Genomic DNA, 21214 nt, shown 5'->3' on the forward strand with positions numbered 1-21214 from the left:
GCCGAATCGTCGCTATTCGTGGCGAATAGCGACGATTCGGCACGAATCGCGGGCTACTCGGGCGCGCGCGGGCCCGCGTCGAGGAGGTCGAGGAGGGCGGCCTCCGGGACGCGGGAGGTGTCGATCACCTCGCCGTTGCGGTAGCGGTCGAAGATGCGCGGGTCGATGTAGCTGTTGCGGGCGATCGTCGGCGTGTTGCCGAGGGCGGAGGCCGCCTCGTTGACGGCGGCGCTGATCCGCTTCTTGCGCTGCGAGTCCGAGCCCGCCAGCCCGAGGTCGGCCAGCGCCGTCGCCGCGACGATCGTGCCCTTCAGCGTCCGGAAGTCCTTCGCCGTGAACTCGCCGCGCGTCTGCCGCCGGATGTACTCGTTGAGCGACGCCGGGCGGATGGTGTGCCAGGTGCCGTCCTTCCACGACAGCAGCCGTGACCGCTGGCCGCGGAGCGCCTGGATCTGGCGCAGCAGCTCCGCCAGGTCCTCGTCGCTGATCGTGCTCGTCCACTTCTGCGCCGACTTCGCCGGGAAGGTCAACGTGATGTCGTCGCCGTCGATGCTGGCGTGCCGGCACAGCAGCGTGGTGAGGCCGCGGCTCCCGTTGGCGTGCAGGTACTCCTCGCTGCCGATCCGGACGCTGCCGAGGTCGATGATACGGAAGGCGGCGGCCAGGATGCGGTCCCGCCCGAAGCCCTCCTCGCGCAGGTCCATGGTCACCTTCCGGCGGGCCGAGGGCAGGGTCTCGGCGAGCTGGGCCGCCCGCTCGAACTTCAGACGGTCCTGATGCAGGCGCCACGAGTCGTGGTACCGGTACTGGCGGCGCCCGGCCTGATCGGTGCCGACGGCCTGGATGTGGCCGCGCGCGTCCGGGGAGATCCACACGTCCTCCCACGCGGGCGGGAGCACGAGGGACCGGATGCGCTCCAGCTCGTGCTCGTCGACGATGCGGTTGCCCGCTTCGTCCTCGTAGACCGGTCCCTTGTCGGTCATCCTCCGGTGATAGCCAGGGCCGGACGGGTTGCTGCGCTTCAGCCGCGTCACGCGGGCTTCTTCGCAGACTTCTTGGCCGGTGCCTTCTTCGAGGGAGCCTTCTTGGCGGGAGCCTTCTTCGCCGTGGAGGCGGACGACCCCGAGGACGACTTGGTCGACCGGCTGCGCTCGACACTGCGCTGCAGGGCCTCCATCAGGTCGATGACCTCGCCGCCGCCCTTCTTCTCGGACTCCTCCTCGCCGAAGGTCGCGGCGGTGTCGACGCTGTCGCCCTCCTCCAGCTTGGCGTCGATGAGCTTCCGCAGCTCCACCTGGTACTCGTCGCTGAACTTCTCCGGCTCGAAGTCGCCGGCGAAGCTCTCCATGAGCGCGCTGGAGAGCTGCAGCTCGCGGTCGGTGACCCGCGGCTCCTGGTCGAGCGACGGGAAGTCCGCTGCGCGGATCTCGTCGTGCCAGAGCAGCGTCTGCAGCACGAGGACCTTGCCGCGCACGCGCAGCGCGGCGAGGCGCGTCTTCTGGCGGAGGGCGAACTCCACGATCGCGGTGCGCTCCTCGTCCTCGAGCGTCTTGCGCAGCAGCGCGTACGCCTTGAGCGACTTGGAGTCGGGCTCCAGGTAGTAGCTGCGGTCGAACATGAGCGGGTCGAGCTGGTCGTTGGGGACGAACTCGACGACGTCGATCTCGCGGCTGCGCTCGGAGGGCAGGGACGCGATGTCCTCGGGCGTGAGGATGACGGTCCGTTCGCCGTCGTCGTACGCCTTCGCGATGTGCTCGTACGGGATCACCTTGCCGTCGATCTCGCAGCGTCGCTGGTAGCGGATCCGTCCGCCGTCCTCGTCGTGCACCTGGTGCAGCGGGACGTCGTGATCCTCGGTTGCGCTGTACACCTTCACCGGGACGTTCACGAGTCCGAAGGTGATGGCGCCCGTCCAAATGGCCCTCATGTGCCCATCGTGTCCGGGGATCAGCGCATTTTCAAGCAGTGATCAGGGAATGCACCGGTACGGCGTACGGTGTGCCTATGGCCGCGCCGGACACCGAGGTCGTCGACATCGACGGCCACCGCCTCAAGCTGACCAACCTCGACAAGGTGATGTATCCCGCCACCGGAACCACGAAGGCGGACGTCTTCGGCTACTACAGCGCGGTCGCGGAGGCGATGATCCCCCACGTCCGCGACCGCATCGCCACGCGCAAGCGCTGGGTGCACGGCGTCGGGACCCCGGAGGACCCGGGGCAGGTGTTCTTCCAGAAGGATCTCGACGAGCGCTCGACGCCCGACTGGGTGCGCGAGGCGACCATCCAGCACTCCTCCGGACCAAAGACGTATCCGCTCGTGAACGACCGGGCCACGCTCATCTGGCTCGCGCAGATCGCGTCGCTCGAGATCCACGTGCCGCAGTGGCGGGTGGGTCGGGACGGCGAGCGCGGCAACCCGGACCGGCTCGTGCTCGACCTCGACCCCGGAGAGGGCGTCACCCTCGCCGATTGCGCGGAGGTCGCCCGGATGGCGCGCACCATCCTCACCGACATGGGACTGGAGCCGTTCCCGGTGACCTCCGGGTCGAAGGGCATCCACCTGTACGCCGCGCTGGACGGGTCGCAGACCAGCGACCAGGTCTCGGCGGTCGCGCACGAACTGGCGCGGGTGCTGGAGTCCGACCATCCGGACCTCGTGGTCAGCGACATGAAGAAGTCGCTGCGGGCCGGCAAGGTGCTGGTCGACTGGAGCCAGAACAACGGGTCGAAGACGACCATCGCGCCGTACTCCCTGCGCGGTCGGTTCGAGCCGACGGTGGCGGCGCCGCGGACGTGGCGCGAGCTCGCGTCCAAGGACCTCCGGCACCTCGACTACCGCGAGGTGATGCAGCGGGTGCAGCGCCGTGGCGATCTGCTGGCGGACCTGGATGCCGCGCACTCCGGAGCGCGGGCGACGGAGCCGGACCGGCTGTCGACGTACCGCTCGATGCGCGACGCCGCGAAGACGCCGGAACCGGTGCCCGCCGACCGGCCGGAGGCGCGCGAGGGGCGCTCGTTCGTCATCCAGGAGCACCACGCGCGTCGGCTGCACTGGGACTTCCGGCTGGAGAACGACGGCGTGCTGGTCAGCTGGGCGCTACCGAAAGGCACACCGACCGACCCGAAGCAGAACCACCTCGCGGTGCACACCGAGGACCATCCGCTCGAGTACGGGGGCTTCGCCGGCGACATCCCGCACGGCGAGTACGGCGCAGGGCACGTCGACATCTGGGACCACGGCGACTACGAGCTGGAGAAGTGGCGCGACGACGAGGTGATCGCGACGCTGCACGGCCAGCCGGACGGGGGCCTCGGCGGGGTGCCGCAGAAGTTCGCGCTGATCCGGACGAAGCAGGGCGGGGACGAGAAGAACTGGCTGATCCACCGGATGAAGCTGGACGGCGAGGAGGAGCACACGCCCCGGACACCGCGCGAGCCCGGGCCGCCGATCACCGGGACCCCGGTCTCCCCCATGCTCGCGACCCTCGGCTCGGCGGCGGACATCTCGGACGAGGACGAGTGGGCGTTCGAGATGAAATGGGACGGCATCCGCGCGGTCGCCGAGGTGCGCGACGCGCGCCTCCGGCTGACGACCCGGAACGGCAACGACGTCACCGTCACCTACCCGGATCTCGCCGGGGTGGTCGACCTCGCCGGCGACCACGACCTCGTCCTCGACGGCGAGATCGTGACCCTCAACCCGCAGGGCCGGCCCGACTTCGGGCTGCTGCAGACGCGGATGGGACTGACCCGGCCCGCCGACGTGCAGTCCGCGCTGAAGCGCGCGCCCGCCCACTACATGGTGTTCGACGTGCTGGAGGTCGACGGGACGAAGCACACGCGCGACCCGTACGACGAGCGGCGGTCGCTGCTGTCCGACGTGCTCCGGCCCGGGCGCGGCGACGTCGTCCAGGTGCCGCCGGCGTTCGACGGCGACCTGGCGCACGCGGTCGCGTCCAGCAAGGAGCTCGGCCTCGAAGGCGTGATGGCGAAGCGGCGCGACAGCACCTACGCGACAGGGCGCCGCTCGCGCTCCTGGATCAAGATCAAGCACCACCTCACCCAGGAGGTCGTCATCGCCGGGTGGACGCCCGGCAACGGCCGCCGCGCGAACACCATCGGTGCGCTCCTCCTCGGCATCCCGGACGGTGACAGGCTGCAGTACGTGGGCAAGGTCGGCACCGGCTTCAGCGACCGAGCGCTCGACGACCTGAGCGCGAAGCTCGCGAAGCTGGAGCGGAAGACCCGGACGATGGAGGGCGTCCCGTCAGCGGATGCGCGCGGCGCGCACTGGGTGCGACCGGACCTCGTCGGCGAGGTCGAGTTCGCCGAGTGGACGGGACCGGGGAGGCTGCGACAGCCGTCCTGGCGGGGGCTGCGGCCCGACAAGCGCCCCGACCAGGTGGTGCGCGAGTCCTGACGCCCGCCTACGGCGTGGGCGCGAGCGCGTCGTAGCGGCGGAACGAGCCCTGGATGCGCACGATCGTCGCGACGAGCACCACGATCAGCAGACCGCCGAGCAGCGGCGGGAACCACAGCGCGCCGGTCAGGGCCAGCACGCCGATGTACAGATCGCCGAGGCGGGGGCCGCCGGTCACCACGACCGTGAAGACGCCCTGCAACCGGCCGCGCATCACATCGGGCGCCGAGGCCTGGAGGATCGTCATGCGGAAGATCGAGCTCACGTTGTCGGCCGCGCCGGAGGCCGCGAGCAGCAGTGTGGCGACCAGCAGCGCCGGGAGGTTGGCCTGGGCGAGCGAGGCGCCGCCTCCCGCGGTCCCCGTGAACGCGACGACCGCGAGCACGAGGCCGAACCCGAGGATGCTCGCGCCGTACACGATGATCGCCCGCTCCACCGCGCGGCCCTGCCAGCGGACGCTGCCCAGGCGCCCCGAGAACACGCTCGACGCGAGCGTGCCGACCGCGCCCGCCGCGGTGAGGATGCCCACGGTGATCGGTCCGCCGCCGATGAGGAGCGCGCCGACGGCCGGGAACAGGGCGCGCGGCTGACCGAACGTCATCGCGATGACGTCGAGGACGAAGGTCATGCTGAGGTTCGGGGCCGTGCGCAGGAACCGCAGCCCCTCGAGCACCGACGCCAGGCCGGCGCCGGTCCGCTCCCCCTCCGGCACGATCGCCGGCAGCGTGAAGATGCCGAGGAAAGCGGCCGTGAAGAGCACCGCGTCCACGGTGTAGGTCCACGGGATGCCCACGGTCGCGACCAGCAGGCCGGCGAGCGCCGGGCCCACCGTGACCATGACGCCCATGGAGATGCCGCCGAGGGCGCTGGCGGCGGGGAGCAGGCTCGTCGGAAGCAGGCGCGGCGTGATCGCCTGCCGGGTCGCGCCGATCATCACGCCGGCGACCGCGTTGATCGTGGTCAGGATGTAGAGCGGCCAGACCACCGGGACGCCGGTCCACGCGAGCAGGGCGAGCGCCGCCGTCGACAGCCAGGCCACGATCGCCGTCACCAGCGCGACCTTGCGGCGGTCGAACGCGTCGGCGAGGACGCCGCCGTACAGCCCGAAGACGATCATCGGGACCAGGGCGAACAGCGCGACGAGCGAGACGGCGAGCGTCGAGTGCGTCAGGTCGAAGATGTGCAGGCCGACCGCGACGACCGTCATCTGCGTGCCGATGCCGGAGATCGCGCCGCCCAGCCAGAGGCGCGCGAACGCGGGCGACTCGCGCAGCGGCGAGAGGTCGACGAAATGGCGCCGCCGTGGATGCTGCTGCGCGGTCTCGCCCGCGGGCACACCGGCGTCGATCGGCGCGGTCGGGTCGACCTGCGCGGCGGGGTCGGCGGTGCGGTCCGCCGGGTCCCCGCTCAGAACCGGGGCTGCTTGCTGAGACGGACCGCGGCGGTGGACACCACCACGCCCCACAGCATGATCACGACGGTGATCGCCTGGAGCAGCACCTGGAAGAACGGGGTGAAGGGGGTGACCGAGACCCAGAGCCAGAGGATGGCGCCGATCAGCGTGATCACGTAGCTGAAGGTGTGGCGGGCGTACAGCGCGTTGAGCGAGACGATGGTCGCCGCGACGGTCACCTGGAAGAACGGGAGGAACTGGTCGGCGTTCCCGGTCCACGTGTACACGAGGCTGATGACGCCGATCACCAGCGATACCAGGACCACAAGCGTGGCGAGGAGGTTGCCGAGCGCGCTCGGGAGGACCGTGCTCAGGCTGCGGACGAGCGTGCCCTGCTCGTCGGATGCGACGACCTCGCGCTCGTGCTCGTTGGGCTGGGAGATGACGTGCGTGCTCACGTCGTCGATCCTACCGCCCGTCGTCCCGGCGCGGAGCACGGTCGGCGTAGATTGCGGGCATGGCCACTTCTCGACGCCGCCGGCACGCTCGCCTCCCGTTCCCCGACCGCGCCGAGCGGGTGGACGAGGCCGTCGCGCGCCGGATCAATGCCCGCACGACGGGGCCCGGGGTCGACGGCTTCTGGCGCGGCCTCACCCGGTTCGCCAACCACGGCAAGCTGTGGTTCGTCGCGGCGTTCGTCCTGGTCGCGCTGGGGCGCCCGCGTGCGGCCGTGCGCGGTCTCGCCTCCCTGGGTCTCGCGAGCCTGGTCGCGAATCTGGTCGGGAAGCGCCTGGTCGGGGGCGACCGCCCGGCGCTCACCACCATCCCGATCGCCCGCAGGCTGGACCGCTCCCCGACGTCGCCGTCGTTCCCCTCCGGTCACACGGCGAGCGCCGCCGCATTCGCCACCGGAGCCGGCTTGGAGTGGCCCGCCGCCGGCGCCGTCCTCGCGCCCGTCGCGGCCGGGGTCGGATACTCGCGGCTGCACACGGGCGCGCACTGGTTCTCGGATGTCGCGGGCGGCGCGGCGATCGGCGTCGGCGCGGCCGTCGCCGTGAAGGCGGCCGCGGGGCTGGCCCGACCGGTCGTCGACCGTCGGGACCCGCCGACCGCCGAGACCGTCGACCTGCCCGCCACGACGACCGGCGCCGGCGTCTTCATCGTCGCCAATCCCGGCTCCGGCCGGGGACTCGGACGCCCCGCGCCGGGGCCGCTCCTGCGCTCGGCTCTGCCCGAGGCGGAGGTGCACGAGCTCTCCGAGCACGAGGACGTCGCGCAGGTCATCGCCGACCGGCTGGCTGCCGCCGACCCGCCGCAGGCCCTCGGCGTCTGGGGCGGCGACGGCACGGTCGCCACCGTGGCGGACGCCGCGCGCGCAGCCGACCTGCCCCTCCTCGTCCTCCCCGGCGGTACCTTCAACCACTTCGCCCGCGCCGTACTCGTCGACTCCGTAGACCAGGCTCTCGCAGCGCTGGCCGACGGCTGCGGCCGGGAGGTGGATGTGGCCGAGCTGGAGTTCGGCGACGGCACCACCCGCACGGTCCTCAACACCGCGTCCGTCGGCCTCTACCCGGCGTTCGTGGAAGAGCGGGAGCGGCACGAGAAGCGCCTCGGCAAGCCGATCGCCGCCCTGATCTCGGCCATCCGCACCGTCCGCCGCAGCGAGCCGCTGGAGGTGGAGATCGACGGACGAGCCCGTCAGGTCTGGTCCGTGTTCGTCGGCGTCGACCGGTACTACCCGCCGTCGGTCGCGCCGATCGAGCGTCGTCGGCTGGACGACCGCGTGCTTGACGTGCGCATCCTCGCCGCCGGAGGCAAGCCGCGGACGCGCGGCGCCCTGGCCCTGGCGTTCGGCGGCCGCACGGACGCGCTGGCCGCGCGCCTCCCGTTCCTTCAGGGGCCTCCGGCCCTCGAGGCCCGCACGGCCGAGGCGATCGAGATCGCGGCCGACGGCGACGATCCGGGCTACGCCCACGACGGGGAGGCGTCCACCAGCACGCCCGGAGACCCGAAGCGGCTGCGCCTGCGCGTCGTGCCGCGGGGTCTGCGCGTGTACGCGCCGCGGGAGTGAGTCAGGCCGGGACGCGCGCGGGCAGCGGTTCCGGCGCCGCAGGACCGACGTAGCGTGACGAGGGGCGCAGGATCTTGCCGTCGGCGGCCTGCTCCAGGATGTGCGCGGTCCAGCCGACGACCCGCGCCGCGGCGAACGTCGGCGTGAACATCTCGCGCGGGATGCCGCAGAGCTCCATCACGACACCGGCGTAGAACTCCACGTTCGTGTGCAGCTCGCGTCCCGGCTTCAACTCCGCGAGCAGTTCCTGGACGCGGCGCTCCACCTGGACGGCGAACTCGACCCGCGGACCGCCGAAACCCTGGGCGAACTCCCGCAGCATCCGCGAGCGGGGATCCTCCGTGCGGTAGACCGCGTGCCCGAAGCCCATGACCCGGCCGCCTTCGGCCAGCGTGCGGCGCACCCACTCGTCGGTGCGGTCGGGCGTGCCGATCTCGTCGAGCGTGTCGAGCGCGCGGCTCGGCGCGCCGCCGTGCAGCGGTCCGGAGAGGGCGCCGAGGGCGCCGCCGACGGCCGACGCGAGATCCGCTCCCGTCGACGCGATGACCCGTGCGGTGAACGTGGACGCGTTGAAGCCGTGGTCGATCGCCGCGGTCATGTACGCGCTCAGGGCGCGCTCCTCCTGCTGCGTCGGGACGCGGCCGGTGACGAGGTACAGGTAGCCGGCGACGTGGCCGAGGTCGTCGCGGGGCGCGAGCGGTTCCCGGCCGGCCGCGAGCGCGTGGAGCGAGGCGAGGAGCACCGGCGTGACGGCCGCGGCGCGGATCGCGTCGCGCATCCGTTCGTCGGAGTCCTCGTCATACAGCGGCCGGACGCGATCCGCGGCGGCGACGGCGGCGAGCGCCATCCGGAGTCCGGCGAGGGCGTCGCCGTCCGCCGTCAGGCGCGCGATGGCCGGGAGCAGGGCACGCACATCGTCCGGGAGGGCGCGGGAGGCGGCGATCCGGGCGCGGAACGCGTCCGACTCGGCCGGGTCGGGCAGCGCGCCGAACAGCAGGAGGTACCAGGCCTCCTCGAACGTCCGCTCGCGCGCGATGTCCACCGCCGAGTACTGGCGGTAGTGGTAGAAGCCCTCGTGGCCGCGCACGTCGCCGAGTTCGGTGCGCGCCGCCACCACGTTCGTGAGTCCGCGCGGGACGTCGATGAGGGTGTCGTCCATCCTGTCCATACCGGTATGGTGAACTGGATTCATCGCCTCGTCAACGTTGATCGGATCAACATGGATGCGCTCCCCCGCCTCACCGCGGAGCAGACCGCCGAACGCCTCGGCGTCAAGCTCGAGACCCTGTACGCCTACGTCGCGCGCGGGCGCCTGCAACGGCAACGGACGGCCGAAGGATCGACCTTCGACCCGCTCGAGGTCGAACGCTTCGCCGCGACCCGGCGACGGCGGCCTCCGGCGCCGGGGCACTCCGAGGGCCGACCGCTCATGGTGATCGAGACGCGCTTCGCGCTCATCGAGGACGGCGAGCTGTTCTACCGGGGCCGGCCCGTGTCGGAACTCGCGACCGAGCCGTTCGAGACAGTCGCGCGGTGGGCGCTCACCGGGCGGTGGGATGCGGCGGCGCACTTCTCGCACGGCGCGGGACTCGAGGCGGCGCGGGCGGCGTCCGCGGCACTCCCCGCGTCGGCGGGAGACCGCGACCGGCAGCTGGTGGCCGTCGCGGCACTGGCGGCGGCCGACCCGCTGCGCGCGTCGGTCGATCCTGGAATCGTCGCCAGCGCCGCCGAGCGGCTGGTGGCGGGGATGGTGGACGTGCTCCCCGTGCGTGGTGCGGAGCCGGAGCTCCCATCCGTCCGAGACGGCTCGCCGCTCGCCCACCGCCTCCACCGCCGTCTCGTCGCGACCGAGCCGGACCCGTCCGACACCGCTCTGCTCGACGCGGCCCTCGTCCTCCTCCTCGACCACGACATCGCGATCTCGACGCTGGCCGCTCGCGCCGCCGCGTCGGCCCGCGCCACGCCCTACGGCGTCGTCGTCGCGGGGCTGGGCGCCCTCGACTCCCCGCTGCACGGGAACGCCAGCCGTGCTGCCCATCGGCTGCTCGCACGGGTGGTCGCCGGCGAGGACGCCGCGCGCGCGGTGGCGGACACCGTCCTCACCGCGCATGGACCGGTCCCGGGATTCGGACAGCCGCTCTACCCGGAGGGCGACCCGCGGGCGCGCATCCTGCTCGGCATGCTCGCCGCCGATCCGCGCCATGCCCGGGTCGCCGAGGCCGTCGACACGGTGGCGACGGTGATGCGGGACCGCACCGGCGCGCACCCCAACGTCGACCTCGCGCTGGGCGCGCTCACGGTCGCGTGCGCCATGCGCGACGACGCCGGCGAGGTGCTGTTCGCCACGGCCCGCACGGTCGGCTGGCTGGTCCACGCCCTCGACGAGTACGCCCAGCCGCCGCTGCGGCTGCGTCCCGTCGGCCGCTACGTCGGCGACTGACACCGCGCTCATCCCCGTGATGGGACGCAACACGCCGTTATGCGCGGCGCGTAACGGCGTGTTGCGTCCCCTGGATGGAGTGCTTCAGCGGCGCAGCGCCTTGCGCGCCAGCCAGTTGCCGAGGAACTGCGCGGCCTGCACCAGGATCACGATGGTGATGACCGCGATCCAGGTGACGGCCCAGTTGTACCGCTGGTAGCCGTAGGAGATCGCGAAGTCGCCCAGGCCGCCGCCGCCGATGCTGCCCGCGATCGCGGACAGGTCGACGATCGCCACGAAGATGAACGTGTAGCCCAGGATGAGGGGGCCCAGCGCCTCCGGGATCAGCAGGGTCGTGATGATCCGCCACGGGCTCGACCCCATGGCGCGGGCCGCCTCGATGACGCCCGGCTCGATGGTGACGAGGTTCTGCTCCACGATCCGCGAGATGCCGAACGTCGCCGCGATCGTCATCGGGAAGATCGCCGCCGGCGTGCCGAGGAACGTCCCGAGCACCAGCTGCGTGAGCGGCGCGATCGCCGTCATGAAGATGATGAACGGGATGGGACGGATGAAGTTCACGAGCACGTTGAGGACCGTGAACAGCGTGCGGTTCTCCAGCAGCCCGCCGCGACGGGTCGTGTAGAGCAGCACGCCGAGCGCGAGACCCAGGATGCCGCCGAGCACGAGCGTCGCCACCACCATCCACAGGGTCTGGCCGATGGACTGCAGATACACCGGCCACAGGGTCGACCAGTCGCTCATGCGGCCACCTCCTCGACCTCGGTGACCGTCCGGAGCTCGGCGATCAGCGCATCCACGTTCGCGGGCTCGCCCAGCAGTTCGAGGGTGAGGCTGCCGAACGAGCGGCCCTGCAGCGCCGAGATGCCGCCGTAGACGATCTCGAACCGGACGTCGTGCCGTCCGACGGCATCCGACAGCACCGACCCGAGCCGGCCGTCGTCGTGGATGCGCGCCGAGACGATGCGACCAGCGTGCTTGCCGCGCAGGCGCTCGATGTCCGCCTCGCCCGGCTGGTTGCGCAGCACGGTGCCGACGAACCGCTGAGCCGTCGGGGTCTGCGGGTCGGAGAACACCTCGAAGACGCTGCCCTGCTCGATCACCCGGCCGGCATCGAGCACGGCGACACGGTCGGCGATCGAGCGCACGACCTCCATCTCGTGGGTGATGACGACGATGGTTACTCCGAGCTCCCGGTTGACCCGCTTCAGCAGGGCGAGCACGTCGGAGGTGGTCTCCGGGTCGAGCGCGCTGGTCGCCTCGTCGGCGAGCAGGATGTCGGGGTTCGTCGCGAGCGCGCGGGCGATGCCGACACGCTGCTTCTGGCCGCCCGAGAGCTGGTCGGGGTAGCTCCACGCCTTGTCGGTCAGGCCGACGAAGGCGAGCAGTTCGGCGACGCGCTGCTTACGCTTCTCCTTCGGCCAGCCCGCGACCTTCAGCGGGTACGCGACGTTGCCGAAGACCGTCCGCGAGCGGAACAGGTTGAACTGCTGGAAGATCATCCCGATCCCGGCGCGGACGCCGCGCAGCTCCTTCTCCTTGAGCGTGGTGAGGTCGCGTCCCTCGACGATGACCGAGCCCGACGTCGGGTGTTCGAGCGCGTTGATGAGCCGCACCAGCGTGCTCTTGCCCGCGCCCGAATAGCCGATGATGCCGAAGATCTCGCCGCGCCCGATGCTCAGGTCGAGGTCGTCGACGGCCGGAACCGCGGCGTCACCCGAGCCGAAGCTCTTGGTGACGCCGCGGAACTCGATGATCGGAGCCGCGCCAGTGCTTCCGGTGGGCACAGGGCGATCCGCCACTACTGCGCCGCCTGGATGGTCTTCTTCAGACCGTCGAGGATGCCGATCAGGTCGGACTCGTCGCGCTTCACGATGACCGCGGTGTTCTTCGACTCCGCGAGCACCGCGTCCGTCACAGCCTTGGTGTGGTAGAGCTCGGCGACCTTCAGGTAGGTCTTGTTGTCCTTGTCCTGCTCACGGGCGACGAAGGCGTTGATGTACGGCTCAGCGGTCTCCGACTTCGGGTCGTCCTGGAACAGAGCCGACTTCGGGTCGATGCCCGCGGTGAGCGCGAAGTTGTTGTTGATGATCGCACCGTCGGCGGAGCTGAGCGCCGGAGCGGTCTGTGCCGCGTCCACCGGGATGACGGTGACCCTGGAGGCCGAGGCGTCGATGTCGGCCGGGGTCGCGAGCGTGCTGCCGCCGTTCTTCAGCTTCAGCAGGCCGGCCTTCTGGAGCACGAGGAGCGCACGCGCCTGGTTGGTCGCGTCGTTCGGGATCGCGATCTTGCCGCCCTGGGGGATGTCCTCGAGGCTCTTGTGCTTGGTGGAGTACAGCGGCAGCGGGACGACGAGGGTGGCGCCGATCGGGACCAGGTTCTGCTTCGCCGACACGTCGTAGTTGGCGAGGAACTGCAGGTGCTGGAACAGGTTCAGATCGAGCTGGCCGTCCGCGAGCGCCGGGTTGGCCTGCGTGTAGTCGCGGAAGTTGACGGTCTGGATGTCGATGCCCTCCTTCGCCGCCTCCTTCTTCAGCACGGCCCAGTACGGGGAGGACGCCTCGGTCGTGCCGATCTTCACGGTGACGGACTTCGCGGTCGCGGCGCCCGATCCCGTCAGGTTCACGACGACGAGCACGACGGCGACGATGACCGCGACGACGGCGATGCCGATGCCGACGAACCAGCCGGTGCGTGACCGCTTCGGCTTCTCCGGCAGCGCGGGGGTGGGAGGGGTGGCGTCGGACATGGCTGTGCCTCTCGTGAAGGTGTGATGTGATTTCGCCGGCGGACGGTTGGCGGCTGATTCGAGCCTCCCCCGCCTCCCGGATCCGGTCAAAACGTCTTTCGAAATGTGACGCCCCGGTGTTCGTCGTGCGTTCATGACGCGGCCCTTACCCTCGCGGTGGGCCACGCGTAGTGTGAGCCGGGTCGGCGTGCTCCACGGGACGTGCTTCCGGGACACGCACGAACACGGGACGGACGGGAGACGGAATGAGCGACATCAACGACGACGACATCACCACCGACGCGGCGGGCTCCGGCGAGGGCCCCGCGGACGGCGGCGCCAACGCGGGCGGCCACGACGGCGGAGCCGACGGGTCCGCGGGCGGCTCGGGCGAAGGCCCCGCCGACGGCGGCGCCAACGCGGGCGGCCACGACGGCGGAGCCGACGGGTCCGCGGGCGGCTCGGGCGAAGGCCCAGCCGACGGCGGCGCCAACCCCGGCGGCCACGACGGCGGAGCCGACGGGTCCGCTTGATGACGACGGACGGGCGCGGGCCGGGCGACCGGCCCGCGCTTTCGCGTTGCGTGCCGGTCGACCCGTCCCTGTTCGCGGAGGAGTTCTGGGGCCGCCGTCCCCTGTTCACCCGCGCTGCGGACCTGGGCGGCGACGGCTTCGCGGACCTGTTCAGCGTGGACGCGGTGGATGACCTGGTCTCGTCGCGCGCGCTGCGCACGCCGTTCGTCCGCATGGCGAAGGAGGGCACCGTCCTCGCGCCGTCGCGGTTCACCGGCCCGGGCGGCTTCGGCGCCGAGGTCGGCGATCAGCTCGACTCGGCCAAGGTGCTCGCCGAGTTCGCGAACGGGGCCACCCTCGTGCTGCAGGGCCTCCACCGCACCTGGCCCGCCGTCGCGGAGTTCTCGCGGCGCCTGTCCGCCGAGCTCGGGCATCCCGCGCAGGTGAACGCCTACATCACCCCCGCGTCGTCGCGCGGGTTCGACCCGCACTACGACGTGCACGACGTGTTCGTGCTGCAGGTCGCGGGCGAGAAGCACTGGCGCATCCACGAGCCGGTGCACGTCGATCCGTTGCGCGACCAGCCGTGGAGCGACCACCGGGACGAGGTCGCCGCGCGGGCGGCGGAGGCGCCGGTGATCGACGAGACGTTTCGCCCGGGCGACGCGCTGTACCTGCCGCGGGGCTGGATCCACTCGGCGGAGGCGCTGGGCGGCGTCTCGGTCCACCTGACCATCGGTGTGGCCGCATACACGCGGGCGGACGTGGTGCGGGAGGCGGTGGGCCGGGTGGCGGACGTCGCCGCGCTGCGCGCGTCCCTCCCGGTCGGCTTCGATCCGGCGGACCCGTCCGCGGTCGCTCCCGTCGTGGACGAGACCGTGGATGCGCTGATCGCCGCGCTCTCGGACCCGTCGGCCCGGCCCGCGATCGCCGCGGCGGTCGCTGAGCGGTTGCGACTTCGTCAGCGGTCGGACTCGCCGCCCTCGCCCGTGCGCCCGCTCGCGACCATCGCTGCGGCGGAGTCGCTGGGGCCGGACACCGTGGTCGTCGCCCGCCCGGGCCTGCGCCCGGACGTGACGGTCGAGGTGGAGACGGTCACCGTGCGGCTGCCCGCCAAAAAGGTGGCGCTGCCGATCGCCGCGCGGGATGCTGTCGGGCGGCTGCTCGACGGACGCCCGGTCGCGGTTGCCGAGCTGCCGCTGGACGAGCGGTCGGCGGTCGTGGTCGCGCGACGGCTGCTCCGGGAGGGCATCGTGGTCCTCGAGGGCGACAGTGGTGCGACCCAGGATGCGGACGAGTTCGATTTCGCGGACCCGGCCGGTGTCTCGTCGGACGGCGAACGCAGCGCGACCGCCGACTTCGGGACCGCGACGCCCACGTGACGAGCGTTCCGGCCGACCACCCGTCGGGTGGCGCGGCGCGTGCCGGAAGTCCGCCGGCCGGCGGCAGTGTGCAGGAGTGGCTGCCATGCAGCAATCGGGCGCTCGAGCGCGGCGATCCGCTTCCCGGGACGGCCGGGTTCGGTGAGCGGTGGCTGCTGGTCGAGATCGAGAGCGGGTGGGGGCGTCACGCGTTCTTCGACTCCGAGCTCGATCCCGGGCTAGGGGCGCGGATCGTCGCGCGCGCGGAGGCGGCGGGCATCCGTCCGCTCGCCATCCGCCGGACGCGCTTGCGCGCGCCGCAGCGGCGCGAGCAGGCGTCGTGGCGCTGGGCGCTGGTCGACTGCCGTCCGGGGTCCGAGTCGATCCGCTGGGGTCGCGTCGACGACCCCGCCGACCTGCTCGACCTCCCCCTCGACGGCAGCGCCGGCGAGCCCAGCGCTGCTCCGATCTACGCCGTGTGCACCCACGCACGCCACGACCAGTGCTGCGCCGTCCGCGGGCGACCGGTCGTCGAGGCGTTGGCTGCGTCACATCCCGAGTTCACGTGGGAGTGCTCGCACCTCGGCGGCGATCGGTTCGCCGCCACGATGGTGGTGTTCCCGCACGGCCTGCACTACGGACGGGTGACGGCCGACCGTGCCGAGACGATCGTCGAGCGGTACGCCGAGGGACGGGTGGTGCCCGACCTGCTCCGCGGCCGCACGTCGCTCACGACGGTCGCGCAGGCCGCCGAGGCCTTCGCCCGGGACGAGACCGGCGACGATCGGGTCGACGCCTTCCGCGAGATCTCGGAGCGCCCCCATCCCCACGGCTGGACCGTGGAGCTCGAGCACGACGCCGACCGGCTGACGGTCGAGGTGGGCGAGCGCTTGTCGGAGCCGATGCTCAGCACCTGCGCCGCCACGCTCGCGCACCCGGTCCGCGAGTTCGTCCCCGTGTCGGTCGCCCGGCGCTGAGGGCCGGCGGAGCGCTCAGGCGTTCTGCGCGGCCGGCGCGGTCTGCAGGATGCGGACCATGTTGCCCGATGGGTCGCGGAACGCGCAGTCGCGCGGGCCCCACGGCTGGTCGATCGGCTCCTGCAGGACCTCGGCGCCGGACGAACGGACGCGCTCGAACGCGGTGTCGAGGTCGTCGGTGCGGAAGACGATCGGGCTCATGGACCCCTTCACGACGAGCTCCTGGAGGGCGTCGCCGTCGGCCTGCGAACGGCCCGCGTGCGGGTCGCTGAGGACCACGGCGGCGTTGTCATCGCCGGCCACGCCGAGCGTGATCCAGCGGTGGTCTCCGGACTGGACGTCCTGGATGACGTCGAGCCCGAGCGCGTCGCGGTAGAAGGCAAGGGACTCCTCGGGGTCGAGGACGGTGATCTGCGAGTACTGGAGTGAAACGGTCATGAGTCGACTCTAGGAAGCGGCGTGCTGGTGCGCTTCTCCAAAACTGCTCTCTGTGGAGAAGTCGTCGAGCGCGCCGCTGGGGACGGTTTCAGCCGCGGACGCGCACCGGACGCGTGCGCTCCCGGGCGACGCAGTCCGGCATCGCCCGCACGGCCTCGTGCTCGCGCGCACGGTACTCGGTCGGCGTCATCCCGACCACCTCGGTGAACTTCGAGCTGAACGAGCCGAGCGACGTACAGCCGACCGCCATGCAGGCGTCGGTGACGCTCATCCCGCCGCGCAGCAGCGCCATCGCCCGCTCGATGCGCCGGGTCATGAGGTAGCTGTACGGGGTCTCGCCGTAGGCGGCCCGGAAGCGACGGGAGAAGTGGGCGGGCGACATGTATGCGCGCGCCGCCATCGTCGGGACGTCGAGCGGCTTGGCGTAGTCGCGGTCGATCAGGTCCCGTGCGCGGCGCAAATGCGCGAGCGTCTGCAGCTCCTCCGGTGACACGGGACGAGAGTAGCACTGGGCGCTCCGCTGTCTGCCAGTGGGCCCCTCACCCAGCGGCCCGCTCACCCACCGACCCATTGGCCGACCGACCCATTGGCCTACCGACCCACTCGCCTCGCAGCCGACCGCGTCATCCCACCGGCAACGCGGCCGTCTCGTCCGCCTCTTCGACCAGCCGGATGAACGCGCTCAGCTCCCCCACGCCTCCGGGCGTCGTCGGCAGGAACTCCGTCAGCTCCGGCGAGTGCACGAGGTACGCCGCCCACTTGGCGCGCGAGATGGCGACGTTGAGCCGGTTCTTCATGAGCAGGAACGACATCCCGCGCGGCACGTCGGCGGCGGACGATGCTGCGAGACTCACGATCGCGATCGCGGCCTCCTGGCCCTGGAACTTGTCGACAGTTCCGACGCGCACGCTCCGATACCCGGCCGCGTCGAGCAGTGCCCGCACCTCGGCGAGCTGAGCGTTGTACGGGGTCACGACGATCACGTCGTCCTCGCCGAGCGGTTCGTCGTCGCGGCCGGCGGCAGGATCGCTCCACGACCGCCCGAGCACGTCGCGAACGATGTCGACGACGGCTTCTGCCTCCTCGGGAGACGCGGTCGAGTTGCCGACGTGCAGCACCGGCACCGGATGCACGCCCGGCACGACCCCGGCCAGTTCGCGGTCGGAGGCGCCCGGGTGCGCCCGAAGCTTGCCCTCGTAGGACAGCCGCGAGACCGACGCCGCGAGCGCCGGGTGCATGCGTCGTGTCTCGGCGAGGAAGTAGCCCAGCTCGGGCGGGAGGACGTCGTGCCCGGCGCTCACCCAGCCCAGCGCAGACCCGTCGACCGGTTCGGGGTGACGACCCTGGCTCACCTGCGGGAGCTGCTGCGGGTCACCGAGCAGCAGGAGGTTCTTCGCCGCGACGCCGACGGCCACCGTCGAGGCGAGCGAGAACTGGCCGGCCTCGTCGACGACGAGCAGGTCGAGACTGCCGCGCGGCACGCGGGCCGCGTTCGCGAAGTCCCACGCCGTCCCGCCGAGCACGAAGCCACGACCCTCGTTCACGCCCGCGAACTCGAGGTGGCCATTGGCGGGCAGCGGTGTGAAGCGGTGCGCCGCCTCGCCTTCGGCCGTCTCGGAGTCGTCGCCGCGCGCACCGCCGCTCGGCACTTTGCCCACGGCGGCGGCATCGAGCCCGGCGTCGACGACCCGATCGAGCAGGTTCTCCACGACCGCGTGGGATTGAGCGACGACGCCGACCTTCCAGCCGTGCTCGGACACCAGCCGTGCGATCACGTGCGCCCCGAGGTACGACTTGCCGGTTCCGGGTGGACCTTGCACGGCGAGATACGACCGGTCGAGGTCGAGCAGGCTCGCCACCACGGCGTCGATGCGGCCACCGCCGTCACCACCGTCATCTGGACGGGAGCCGGCCCCGTCGAGCGTCGGGTCGGGTACCAGCCGGCCGGAGCGTGCTCGCGGCGGTGTGCGCCGCAGCAGGTCGATCGTGGCGTCCACCGGCCAGGTCTCGTGGTGCCGGGCGATGAGGAGCGCCGTGCCCCACTCCCGGATCGCCTCCGCGAGCCGCCGGGAGTCCGGCGGCGCGGGCGGCGTCAGGGCGCTCGGGAGGTCGCGGTACGGCGGGACCTCGGGCGGAAGCGTCTCGCGCACGACGATCGACCCGTCCGGCAGCGCTTCGATCACTGCGACCGTCCGCGCGGCGCGTGCGCCGGGCTGTGCTCGCGGCTGCCGGAAGGGCCCGGGGTACTCGTAGAGCAGGTAGGGACCGCTGCGCTCGCTGACCCGGACCGCGCTCCCGGGTCCCCACTGCCCGGCGAGCAGCAGCTCGCGCCGCTCCACCTTCTGCCCCTCGTCGATGTACCAGTCGCGCAGGACCGTGGCGTTCTCGACGACCAGCACGTCGCGTGTCTCGGCCCACTCCTCGATCGGCTGGATCAGCCGGGCGAAGTGCGACTGCCAGAAGCTCTTCTGCTCGCGCCGGTGGAAGTCGATGGCCGCCGCGGCGAGCGCCATCGCCTCACGGTCGCTCGATCGATGCGGATCGAGCGGATCGCCGGCGAAGGCCAGCAGACCGGCGCGCAACGGCGACTCGTCGGGCGCGACCTCGGACTCCTCCGCCGGTGCCGCGCCGACCGGGATGCCGTTCTCGGCGGCGCGGGCGAGCAGCCAGTCGCGCAGGCGCAGTGTGGAGACGCAGTCGTACCGGTTGTATTCGCCGATGTCGTCGAGCAGCGGCTGGGCCTCGTCAAGGCGGCCGAGTGCGATCAGGTCGCGGGCGTTGGCGTACTCGGTGATCGAGTCGGCGCCGTTCGTCACGTCGCTCTCGCGGAGCTCGTCGCCCATGTACAGCGGCTCGAGCTTCTTGATGGAGTACGACCGCGAGCCGACACGGACCGCTTTGCGGACCAGCGGGTACAGGTCGACCATCACATTGTCGCGGAGCAGGCCGTCGACCTCCTCCTCGCCGACCCCGTGCCGCGCCGCCAGCGACAGCAGATGGGTCTGCTCGTACGCCGCGTAGTGGTAGATGTGCATGCCCGGGTGCTGACGCCGCCGGTCGCGCACGAACGACAGGAACGCCTCCAGAGCCACACGCTCGGCGGCGAAGTCGTGGGCCCAGAAGGCGGTGAACCGCTCCTCCTGGTCGACCAGGCCGAACAGATAGTCGAGGTTCCAGCGCTCGCCCGCACCCTCCGTGTAGAGCGGGTCGCCCTCGAAGTCGAAGAAGATGTCTCCGGGATCGGGATGCGGCAGCACCGCGAGCACGGGGGCGTTGAACACCCGGACCGGCGGCGGTGACCCGGGCTCCGCCTGCAGCTGCAGACGCGCCTGCTCCCGCAGCCCGTCGAGTGTGCCCTCGGGGATGCCGTCGACCGGCCCGCTGGACGCCGCCAGCGCGTCGATGGTCCCGAGCCCGGCCGCGAGCAGGTGCTCGCGCTGCGTCACCCGCATGCCGGCGACCAGCAGCACGTCCCGAGTCGCCTGCACCTCGGCGTCGCAGGTGTCGCAACGGCCGTCGACCGTGAACCGCGGATCGCCCCACTCCACAGGGCCGGTGTCGGCCACGTGCTCCGCGATGATGCTGAGGAGCCGAGCGCGCCGCTTGCGGTACACCGGCTCGATGTCGGTGAGCGAGTGCTCGCTGACCGACCCGTCGCCGAGCAGGAGCTCGACCGTGTCGTCGACCTCCACCCCCATCCGCCGCAGTTGCTCGGCGTAGGCGGCGAGCTGCAGCAGCGCGGTCACCCGTGCGCTGCGGGCGAGCTTCGAGTCCTGCACCCGGTAGCGCCCGTCGGGCAGGCGCACGACGAAGTCGGCGAAGCCGACGAAGGCGCCGTCGAAGAAGGTCGCCTGGAACACCACCTCGGCGCCGCCGGCGAACGCCTCCGACGTCAGCCGCACGGCCTCGGCGAGCGAATCGGCCGTCAGCTGCGGCGGCCGCTCGATCTCGACGACTCCGGCCCCGTACCGCTCCCGGTACCGCTGGAGGATGCGGTGCTCCTGCTCGTCGCCCATGCGCGACGATCGCACGTACATCGGGTCTTCGATCTCTTCGGTCTTCTCGAGGCGGCCGAGCTTGACGTCGACCGTCCGCAGGAACGCGAACTCGCACTTGGACGCCTCGGTGAGGTCGCTGGCGCTCGTGACGATGACCCCGTCCAGCAGGAACACGGCGACCTCCTCTCGTCCGGCTGATCGACCCGGTACACCGAGGCTATCGGGGACCTCCGACACGGCGGCGACCTCCGGGGAACCGGTGGACAACGTCCGCGACCGCCCACCTGTGGACGGATTAGGCGGCTCACTTCGCCTTGGCGGCGGCCTTCATCGCGCGCTTGTGCTCGCGCACCTTCGTCAGCGAGTCGGCGTCGACGATGTCGGCGACCGAGCGGTACCCCGGAGTCCCGTAGTCGCCCGCGGCCTTCTCCCATCCCGGAGCCGCGAGGCCCTTCTGCTTGCCGAGCAGCGCCAGGAAGATCTTCGCCTTCTGCTCGCCGAAGCCCGGCAGCGCCTTCAGCCGGCGCAGCACCTCCGCGCCGTCCGGATCGCCCTGCGTCCAGATCGCCGCGGTGTCGCCGCCCCACTCGGAGACGATGGCGGAGGCGAGCGCCTGCACGCGTCCGGCCATGGAACCGGGGAACCGGTGGACCGCCGGCGGCTGCTTCATGACCGCGGCGAGCTCGTCCGGGTCCATCGCGGCGATGCTCTGCGGATCGAGCGCGCCGAGCCGGTCCCGCAGCTTGGCGGGCCCGCTGAACGCGGTCTCCATCGGGATCTGCTGGTCGAGCAGCATCCCGGTCAGCAGGGCGAAGGGGGACTCATCGAGCAGGGCGTCCGCGGCGGCGTCGCCCGTGATGGAGAGTGGCATGCC

The 21214-nt window shown here is 71.9% G+C and carries 18 protein-coding genes; 6 read left to right on the forward strand and 12 right to left on the reverse strand.

The window, feature by feature from the left end; genetic code table 11:
* Positions 1–53: 53 nt before the first annotated feature.
* Both AB0P25_RS00625 and AB0P25_RS00630 read right to left on the reverse strand, forming a co-directional pair.
* The gene (locus tag AB0P25_RS00625; protein WP_363804796.1) at positions 54–983 is read right to left on the reverse strand and encodes a DNA topoisomerase IB; all 930 of its coding nucleotides are present in this window, start codon (positions 981–983) and stop codon (positions 54–56) included.
* 47 nt (positions 984–1030) lie between these two features.
* On the reverse strand, positions 1031–1927 hold the full coding sequence (locus tag AB0P25_RS00630) for a Ku protein (RefSeq protein ID WP_363804798.1): 897 nt from the start codon (positions 1925–1927) through the stop codon (positions 1031–1033).
* Between the two features lie 77 nt (positions 1928–2004).
* On the opposite strand from AB0P25_RS00630, the gene AB0P25_RS00635 reads away from it, so the two are divergent.
* Positions 2005–4422, forward strand: coding sequence for an ATP-dependent DNA ligase (locus AB0P25_RS00635; protein ID WP_363804799.1), 2418 nt, complete (start codon positions 2005–2007; stop codon positions 4420–4422).
* 7 nt (positions 4423–4429) lie between these two features.
* On the opposite strand, the gene AB0P25_RS00640 is transcribed toward AB0P25_RS00635, so the two are convergent.
* Positions 4430–5758: an MFS transporter gene (locus AB0P25_RS00640; RefSeq protein ID WP_363806207.1), complete on the reverse strand. Its 1329-nt coding sequence runs from the start codon at positions 5756–5758 to the stop codon at positions 4430–4432.
* Positions 5759–5829: 71 nt separating this feature from the next.
* Entirely contained in the window at positions 5830–6273 is a 444-nt protein-coding gene (locus AB0P25_RS00645; protein ID WP_363804800.1) for a hypothetical protein, read from the reverse strand.
* 59 nt (positions 6274–6332) lie between these two features.
* Here AB0P25_RS00645 and AB0P25_RS00650 point away from each other — a divergent pair, with 59 nt between their 5' ends.
* Positions 6333–7886 carry a phosphatase PAP2 family protein gene (locus tag AB0P25_RS00650; RefSeq protein WP_363804802.1) on the forward strand — a complete coding sequence of 518 codons (1554 nt, stop codon included), beginning with the start codon at positions 6333–6335 and terminating at the stop codon, positions 7884–7886.
* Position 7887: 1 nt separating this feature from the next.
* Here the strand turns inward: AB0P25_RS00650 and AB0P25_RS00655 are convergent, their stop codons facing one another.
* Entirely contained in the window at positions 7888–9054 is a 1167-nt protein-coding gene (locus AB0P25_RS00655) for a citrate synthase (RefSeq protein WP_363804804.1), read from the reverse strand.
* A gap of 51 nt (positions 9055–9105) precedes the next feature.
* On the opposite strand from AB0P25_RS00655, the gene AB0P25_RS00660 reads away from it, so the two are divergent.
* Positions 9106–10326 (forward strand): citrate synthase, encoded by a 1221-nt coding sequence (locus AB0P25_RS00660; RefSeq protein ID WP_363804805.1) that lies wholly within the window; start codon positions 9106–9108, stop codon positions 10324–10326.
* 84 nt (positions 10327–10410) lie between these two features.
* Here the strand turns inward: AB0P25_RS00660 and AB0P25_RS00665 are convergent, their stop codons facing one another.
* From AB0P25_RS00665 to AB0P25_RS00675, 3 genes are read right to left on the reverse strand one after another with little or no spacing between them, the layout of a single operon-like run.
* A complete protein-coding gene (locus AB0P25_RS00665; protein WP_363804807.1) occupies positions 10411–11070 on the reverse strand; it encodes a methionine ABC transporter permease in 660 nt (219 codons plus the stop codon).
* Positions 11067–12113 (reverse strand): methionine ABC transporter ATP-binding protein, encoded by a 1047-nt coding sequence (locus tag AB0P25_RS00670; RefSeq protein ID WP_363804809.1) that lies wholly within the window; start codon positions 12111–12113, stop codon positions 11067–11069. The genes AB0P25_RS00665 and AB0P25_RS00670 overlap by 4 nt, the downstream gene beginning before the upstream one ends.
* Before the next feature lie 14 nt (positions 12114–12127).
* The gene (locus AB0P25_RS00675; RefSeq protein ID WP_363804811.1) at positions 12128–13075 is read right to left on the reverse strand and encodes a MetQ/NlpA family ABC transporter substrate-binding protein; all 948 of its coding nucleotides are present in this window, start codon (positions 13073–13075) and stop codon (positions 12128–12130) included.
* Between the two features lie 245 nt (positions 13076–13320).
* Between AB0P25_RS00675 and AB0P25_RS00680 the strand changes: the two genes are divergently transcribed.
* The 3 genes from AB0P25_RS00680 to AB0P25_RS00690 are packed head-to-tail and all read left to right on the forward strand — an operon-like array spanning position 13321 to position 15904.
* Positions 13321–13587 carry a BatC protein gene (locus tag AB0P25_RS00680; RefSeq protein ID WP_363804812.1) on the forward strand — a complete coding sequence of 89 codons (267 nt, stop codon included), beginning with the start codon at positions 13321–13323 and terminating at the stop codon, positions 13585–13587.
* Positions 13587–14948 carry a cupin domain-containing protein gene (locus tag AB0P25_RS00685; protein ID WP_363804813.1) on the forward strand — a complete coding sequence of 454 codons (1362 nt, stop codon included), beginning with the start codon at positions 13587–13589 and terminating at the stop codon, positions 14946–14948. Before AB0P25_RS00680 ends, AB0P25_RS00685 begins: the two co-directional genes overlap by 1 nt.
* Positions 14945–15904, forward strand: a complete 960-nt coding sequence (locus AB0P25_RS00690) for a sucrase ferredoxin (RefSeq protein ID WP_363804815.1) — start codon at positions 14945–14947, stop codon at positions 15902–15904. The genes AB0P25_RS00685 and AB0P25_RS00690 overlap by 4 nt, the downstream gene beginning before the upstream one ends.
* 15 nt (positions 15905–15919) lie before the next feature.
* Here AB0P25_RS00690 and AB0P25_RS00695 read toward each other — a convergent pair whose 3' ends face one another.
* The 4 genes from AB0P25_RS00695 to AB0P25_RS00710 form a co-directional block, all read right to left on the reverse strand.
* Entirely contained in the window at positions 15920–16342 is a 423-nt protein-coding gene (locus AB0P25_RS00695) for a VOC family protein (protein WP_363804816.1), read from the reverse strand.
* An 88-nt stretch (positions 16343–16430) separates the two neighbouring features.
* Positions 16431–16835, reverse strand: a complete 405-nt coding sequence (locus tag AB0P25_RS00700) for a helix-turn-helix transcriptional regulator (protein WP_363804817.1) — start codon at positions 16833–16835, stop codon at positions 16431–16433.
* Between the two features lie 130 nt (positions 16836–16965).
* Positions 16966–20514: a TM0106 family RecB-like putative nuclease gene (locus AB0P25_RS00705; protein WP_363804819.1), complete on the reverse strand. Its 3549-nt coding sequence runs from the start codon at positions 20512–20514 to the stop codon at positions 16966–16968.
* A 130-nt stretch (positions 20515–20644) separates the two neighbouring features.
* Positions 20645–21211, reverse strand: a complete 567-nt coding sequence (locus AB0P25_RS00710; protein WP_363804820.1) for an HhH-GPD-type base excision DNA repair protein — start codon at positions 21209–21211, stop codon at positions 20645–20647.
* Positions 21212–21214 lie beyond the last annotated feature (3 nt).

The organism is Leifsonia sp. NPDC077715 (assembly GCF_040686855.1).
Classification (GTDB): Bacteria; Actinomycetota; Actinomycetes; order Actinomycetales; family Microbacteriaceae; genus Leifsonia.